Origin of the sequence: Roseburia sp. 1XD42-69, from assembly GCF_003612565.1 — a bacterium.
In the GTDB taxonomy this organism is placed as follows: domain Bacteria; phylum Bacillota; class Clostridia; order Lachnospirales; family Lachnospiraceae; genus Roseburia_B.
On record NZ_RAZG01000123.1, the window covers coordinates 1 to 5780 of the forward strand.

Annotated in this window: 6 protein-coding genes and 4 pseudogenes; 4 read left to right on the plus strand and 6 right to left on the minus strand. The window is 45.2% G+C overall.

Features of this window, described 5'->3' with window-relative positions; translation table 11 throughout:
* Positions 1 to 9 precede the first annotated feature (9 nt).
* Positions 10 to 1335, plus strand: a complete 1326-nt coding sequence (locus D7Y06_RS23590) for a relaxase/mobilization nuclease domain-containing protein (protein ID WP_243119489.1) — start codon at positions 10 to 12, stop codon at positions 1333 to 1335.
* Positions 1336 to 1536: 201 nt separating this feature from the next.
* Here the strand turns inward: D7Y06_RS23590 and D7Y06_RS23595 are convergent, their stop codons facing one another.
* Together D7Y06_RS23595 and D7Y06_RS23600 are read right to left on the minus strand one after the other, a co-directional pair.
* The gene (locus D7Y06_RS23595) at positions 1537 to 1863 is read right to left on the minus strand and encodes a cupin domain-containing protein (protein ID WP_120409967.1); all 327 of its coding nucleotides are present in this window, start codon (positions 1861 to 1863) and stop codon (positions 1537 to 1539) included.
* 44 nt (positions 1864 to 1907) lie between these two features.
* A complete protein-coding gene (locus tag D7Y06_RS23600; protein WP_120409968.1) occupies positions 1908 to 2273 on the minus strand; it encodes a winged helix-turn-helix transcriptional regulator in 366 nt (121 codons plus the stop codon).
* 189 nt (positions 2274 to 2462) lie between these two features.
* Between D7Y06_RS23600 and D7Y06_RS23605 the strand changes: the two genes are divergently transcribed.
* The 3 genes and pseudogenes from D7Y06_RS23605 (at position 2463) to D7Y06_RS23615 (ending at position 3799) form a co-directional block, all read left to right on the plus strand.
* Complete coding sequence (locus tag D7Y06_RS23605) at positions 2463 to 2966, plus strand: flavin reductase family protein (RefSeq protein ID WP_120409969.1); 504 nt, start codon at positions 2463 to 2465, stop codon at positions 2964 to 2966.
* A 128-nt stretch (positions 2967 to 3094) separates the two neighbouring features.
* A pseudogene (locus tag D7Y06_RS28465) lies at positions 3095 to 3196 on the plus strand (sigma-70 family RNA polymerase sigma factor); the annotation flags it as partial.
* 138 nt (positions 3197 to 3334) lie between these two features.
* The gene (locus D7Y06_RS23615; RefSeq protein ID WP_120409970.1) at positions 3335 to 3799 is read left to right on the plus strand and encodes a chorismate mutase; all 465 of its coding nucleotides are present in this window, start codon (positions 3335 to 3337) and stop codon (positions 3797 to 3799) included.
* A 202-nt stretch (positions 3800 to 4001) separates the two neighbouring features.
* Here the strand turns inward: D7Y06_RS23615 and D7Y06_RS23620 are convergent, their stop codons facing one another.
* The 4 genes and pseudogenes from D7Y06_RS23620 to D7Y06_RS23635 form a co-directional block, all read right to left on the minus strand.
* Positions 4002 to 4298, minus strand: coding sequence for a cysteine-rich VLP protein (locus tag D7Y06_RS23620; RefSeq protein ID WP_442970469.1), 297 nt, complete (start codon positions 4296 to 4298; stop codon positions 4002 to 4004).
* Positions 4288 to 4641, minus strand: a pseudogene (locus D7Y06_RS23625) (hypothetical protein); the annotation flags it as partial. The gene D7Y06_RS23620 and the pseudogene D7Y06_RS23625, both read right to left, overlap by 11 nt.
* Positions 4642 to 4643: 2 nt before the next feature.
* Positions 4644 to 5150: pseudogene (locus tag D7Y06_RS23630) on the minus strand (antirestriction protein ArdA); the annotation flags it as partial.
* A 205-nt stretch (positions 5151 to 5355) separates the two neighbouring features.
* A pseudogene (locus tag D7Y06_RS23635) lies at positions 5356 to 5658 on the minus strand (relaxase/mobilization nuclease domain-containing protein); the annotation flags it as partial.
* Between the last annotated feature and the right edge of the window lie 122 nt (positions 5659 to 5780).

Sequence of the window (5780 nt, forward strand, 5' to 3'; positions counted from 1 at the left end):
GTCTGCAGGATTATGATAACCGTATTTGTAAAAGAAAACAATCCCTTAACACCAGATTTTTATAATAATCTTATTAACAGCCTGCAGTTCCACAGGCTTACCTGTACCTGCGGCCACTCCGCCTGTCTCTCCATACACGGATACTACACACGCTCCTTAAAAACCCCGGAAGGCAAAGCAGCTTTCCGCATCTGCCGCCTTATCTGCTCCCGCTGTCGGCGTACCCATGCACTTCTTGCCGACGCTGTAACCAAAGGGCAGCATGAGTATGTATTAACGACGCACATTGACAAGGGGCATATCCATAACCACATTATTTTCTGTGCGGTCAACTTCGTAGATCATCACAAGTATGTTTCCAACAAGCGGACATATTACGGCATACGGAACATGAGTGACAAGCTGTGCCGGGATAACGGGCTTTCCGTTGTCGTTCCCGGCAAAGGCAGCAAGGGAAAGAGCTATGCAGAATACCAAGCGGAGAAAACGGGTACAAGCTGGAAAGGCAAGCTAAAGACAGCCGTTGACGCGCTCATTCCCCAAGTGTCCGACTTTGAGGAATTGTTGCAGCGGTTACAGGCGGCGGGCTATGAGATCAAGCCGGGGAAATATATCTCATGCCGCGCACCGGGGCAGGAACGGTTTACCCGCCTAAAAACCCTCGGCGCAGATTATACAGAGGAAGCCATAAGGGAACGAATAGCGGGCAAGCGCACCCGTGCCGCCAAAGCTCCAAAGACAGAGCGCAAAGGCGTTAATCTTCTCATTGATATAGAGAACAGTATCAAGGCGCAGCAGAGCCGGGGATATGAACAGTGGGCGAAAATCCACAATCTGAAACAGGCGGCAAAGACTATGAACTTCCTTACCGAAAACAAGATTGAACAGTACGCCGATCTGCTCACCCGGATAGAGGAAATCACGGCGGCAAGCGAACAGGCAGGGGACAGCTTAAAGGACATGGAAAAGCGGCTTGCGGATATGGCAGTCTTGATTAAGAATGTCACTACCTACCAAAAGACAAAGCCCCTCTATGAAGCCTACCGAAAAGCCCGGAATAAGGAGAATTACCGGGCAGCGCATGAACGGGGTATTATCCTCCATGAAGCGGCGGCAAAGGCACTAAAGGCGGCGCAGATCAGCGGGAAGCTCCCCAGCGTCCCCGTCCTCCAAGCAGAGTATGAAAAGCTACAAGGACAGAAAGAAGCCCTTTACACGGACTATGGGAAGCTGAAAAAACAGGTTGCAGAGTACGACGTTATCAAGCGGAACATAGACAGTATTTTACAGGCAGAGAAGCAGTCGCAACGGGAAAAGGAAACAGAGCGCAGATAGGAATACAAAAAAAGAGCCGGGACGCAGCAGCTATCACATAGCCACCGCACCCCGGTTTCTTATGGGGGCAGATATTGAATTGTTACGCAATAGAACGTCTTTTTCGGGGATAAAGGTATAAATCTTTGCTACTGCCCGGAAAGCCGCATAAATCAAAAAATACGCTTTATGGAATCCCGCTTATGCTAGTTTGACATTCTGTTATTGAACAGGATGTTCCCGTTCAGTGGAAATTTTAATTACTATTGTGGTTTGATCTGTATTATTCCAAATAGAATGTGGTGTCATTCCATCTACAAAAAATGATTCATTTTTTCGCACAATTATTTCCTTATTGCCAAGAATAACTTTTGCTTCACCGTCAACTACGATAAAAATGTGATTATCGCTATGAACATGATTTCCTTCTGGACCACCACCGCCCTTTTCAATATAGGCGATTGCTCCCCATTTAATTTTGCCATTTTCGTCAAAAAGCTTTTTTGCAGAAAAACCTTTGTGATTTGGTGGTGTAATAAATTCTTGCATATTAGTCACTCTCCTTATTTGGTTTGTTTGATAGTAATATTGTTTTATGGAATATATGTCAATCCCCATTTTGTCATAGCGTAAAAAACCGGAAATAATGCAGTTCCTTTTTCGGTTAAAGAATACTCCACATGAGGGGGGATTTCGTTAAACTGTATTCGTGATATTAAGCCGTCTTTTTCTAATTCGCGTAAAGAAGAAGTAAGCATTGTATTTGTAATGCCATCAATATTTTTTCTTAATTCACCAAAGCGTATAGGAGATTTAATGCACATTTCGTAAATAATTTGGAATTTCCATTTACCTTGCAACATGATAAGCAGAGATGTCACGGGGCAATTTCCGGCTTCTGTATAGATACCATATTTAACCCTTTGTATCCATTCTTCATATGTCAAACTAATAGCCATAACGCAACCGTCCTTTCTTTGAATAAATAACATAATTATCATAGGTATTTAAGTGGTATGGTCTACCATACTATGTAAGAATATTCTGCGTACTTGAATGTGTTTCTAAACTAAGTATAATAATCTTATCAGCAAAAGTCAACAAGGGCTAAACTGAAAATATTATGATTACAGAAAGGATAGTTTACTATGAAAGAAATTAACATTGGTCAAGCAACAGCAATTACTTCTCCCGATCCGCTTATGCTGGTCTGTACAACAAAGGAGAATGGAAGCCTTAATATGGCTCCTGTGTCATTTTTTATGTATTCCTCTTTCAATCCGCCTATGCTTGCATTTGCATTGGGTAAAACAGCTAATTCCGGCGACAATATCCGCAGGACGGGTAAAGCGGTTCTTGTTGCTCCGGGTATCAGTTTGCGTGACGTAGTAATGTCATATGGTTCTTCTACTGGCAGCCAAAAAGACAAGCTGAAAGAAATTCCGATTACGTTACAAAATGTAGAGGGGAGTGATATTCAAATCCCAGAGGACGTCCGAATCGCCTTTGTAGTATCTCTTGAACAAACAATAGAATCTGGCGACCATTACTTATATCTTTGCAACATTGAAAAAATGGTTGCAGATGAATCAAAAGAAGCATTGTTTGCATGGGAAGGGTATGCGAAAGTTGCTCCGGCAAAAGAAGGATAGCCACAACCGCAAATTTTACAATGATATTGATAGTGTTAATCAGAGGGGTAGGAGCTTAAAGTGCTACTACCCCTTTGATGTGATTGTAAATTATGCAAAACCTTATGTGGGAGAAAAGGAGAATCATCATGCCTTGCGTAGTAACATACATAGAACACATCATGTATACTTTCAGCGGTTTCTGCAAAGTTGTCATACGCTATGCCGCTATCAACGTATGTAGGGAAAGACCGCTTTAGGCATAGGCTACAAGTTTGCTTTCGGAGAATAAAATCAAATAGATATTGTTATTGTAGGATAAATGCAATACAATATATCCAGCGATATTAAATAGACGTTGATACGAAAAACACGAAAGGAAGAAAATTATGGAACTTGACATTATCAGAAAAGAGTTAGATAAATTAGGTCAGTCTTTAGATTATATTATCTTGCTTCGATTGTCTTTGGCTATTCTTGTCGGGGAAGTCAAAGAAGAACGGCAGTTGCCGATTTACCAGTCGGCACGCGAAGAAAAAATTTATAATTTCCAAAAATCATTTGCTGAGCAAACTGGGGCAGATTCAGAGTCGTTAGTTAATATATTCAGAGAACTGATTGCGTCTGCGATACGAATAGAAAAAAATATGGATCACTATCGGATTGAGGTCGAAGAAGCCGATATAAAGGCTGTTAAGCAGGAATTGAATACGTCAAATCAGATACTAAGCGATTTTATAATTCATATGGATTCAGTGAAAGAAATATTGCTCAAAAACGGAATAGCAGGTGATAAATTCCTTGTTTCATTATCCGAATATTATAAGAGTATGTTCAATTCAAGTGAAAATTAAAGAAAGTATATGATTTCAGTTTGTAGGGCAAAAAAACCGGGACGCGGCAGCTATCACATAGCCACCGCGCCCCGGTTTTCTTATGGGTGCAGATATTGGAATGTTACGCAATAGAACGGCATTTTCGGGGATAAAGGTATAAATCCCTTGCCGCTTGATTTCCTCGCCCGGAAAGCCGCATAAATCAAGGCTTATTTCGCCCCTATCGCGTCACATTCCCCCGCAGTTTCCTCATGCGCTCGGCGGTCTGTCTGCGGGTGATACGCTTCCGGCAGTCCGGGCAGTAAATAGCCCGGTTGGAGCTGGACGCAAAGGGCGCACCGCTCACACTACAACGGCGCATATCATCTGTATGGTAAAGCTCGGCGTATAGCTCCTTGTCTGCGGGCAGTACCGCAATGCGGAACCATTTACAGAGCAGGGAATAAGAAATAAGCTGCGGGCATACGCAATAGTCCCCGTCGTCCAGCAAGATACAGTTTCCATTAGTGTTTCTCATAGTCCAGCTCATAGAGGTTGCCTGTGATCTTCCCGTCCTGTACCCCGGTCAGCTCCACGGCGTAGGCAAGGATAGGGTCGCGGCTCTGCTCCTTGTAGAAACGCCATGTATTGTGCGGGGCGGTGTCACTGATAAAAACGTCGCACTCTCTAAAGCAGTACGTCCCGGACGGGCGGGAAAGCCACAAGAGCGTTTTGTCTGCCGGGTCGGGGCTTGCCGCCTTTTCCGCAATGATCTTTTTGTCAATGTCAAAATCACTCTGATAAAATCCCGTGTTCTGCTTTAGAATGGCTTCAAGGGAAGCGAACACGTCCACATTCTCAAATTTATTCAATTTCCCCATAATCAGCTCCTTTCCAAGTCCTGCGACTTGCTTCTTGCCTGTTTCCTCTGCGCTGCCCGTTCCTTGTCGGCTTTGAGCTGCGCCCGGATAGAGGGCTTCTTTTCGGTCTTTTTCCCCGGCTTTATTTCCTTTCCCTGCTCCTTTTGGGCTTTCAGTGCGGCGGCATACTCGGCAAGGGAGATCTGTTCGCCGCTTTTCGCCTTTGCTTCCAGCTCGTCAGCGGTGCGTGTGCTTTCCGGCTGTTCTGCAGCAACGGCAAACGCCTGTGTCCCGTTCCCCATAATGAGGTATTTCCCGTCCTCCGACGTGTGGTGAAGCCCGTACCCGGCTTCCCTCATTTGTTCGGCGGTCATATCCGTTACAGAAAAACTCCCCCGTGGCGTTCTGATCTGCTCCCCGGTCATGCGGGTGTCGGGGGTAAGCTGCGGTGTCTGCTCCTGTAAAAACTCCGGCACTTCCTTATAGCCGAAACTGTCAACGTACAAGGCGGCGGGCGGCTCTGTACTGTGGGTAGTCCATGCAGGGGCGTTTACCGTTCATTTTCCCGCCCCTTTCCCCGTTCCGGCTCACGGCGTAATATCTTGTCAAGATTGCTTTTCACGGTCTGCAATTCCCGGACACTTGCTTTCTTCTCCCGGTACTCGTTATAAAGGGCGTTTTTCTCTTTGGTAAGCTGCTCAATCTCCGTTTGTAGGGCTTTGGACGCTGGCAGCTTGTGTCGGCTGGTCTTTCCATGTACGGCAATAGTGGTACTTCCGCAATCCGTAGGGAATTGATTACGATATGCACATGAATGTTGCCGCTGTGGTTATGCCCGTCCGGGTGGGTGCATACCAACGCTTGATGTCCGGGGAAATGCTCTTTACAGAACTGCTCGCCCAACGCTTGCGCCCGGTCTACAGTCAAGCCGTTGTCTGGTGCGTCACGGGGGTCAAAACTGATAATGTAATGGTGGCTCTTTACGTCCTCCCGTTTTTGGTTCTTGCCGTATCGGAGATTGGAACGCATACAGGCGATATGCTCCTTGTATGCTTCTGTGCAAGACATAAGTGATTCCTCCTTTCCTACTGTTATTCGTTAGTTTATCTGAACCAAAATCCCTTCTTTTTCTTCAAATTAAATAAGATACAGGATGCCTC

Bases quoted from the DNA above. Each gene is read 5' to 3' on its own strand.
- D7Y06_RS23595 (WP_120409967.1), bottom strand. From the start codon at position 1,863: ATGCAAGAATTTATTACACCACCAAATCACAAAGGTTTTTCTGCAAAA.
- D7Y06_RS23600 (WP_120409968.1), bottom strand. From the start codon at position 2,273: ATGGCTATTAGTTTGACATATGAAGAATGGATACAAAGGGTTAAATAT.
- D7Y06_RS23605 (WP_120409969.1), top strand. From the start codon at position 2,463: ATGAAAGAAATTAACATTGGTCAAGCAACAGCAATTACTTCTCCCGAT.
- D7Y06_RS23615 (WP_120409970.1), top strand. From the start codon at position 3,335: ATGGAACTTGACATTATCAGAAAAGAGTTAGATAAATTAGGTCAGTCT.
- D7Y06_RS23620 (WP_442970469.1), bottom strand. From the start codon at position 4,298: ATGAGAAACACTAATGGAAACTGTATCTTGCTGGACGACGGGGACTAT.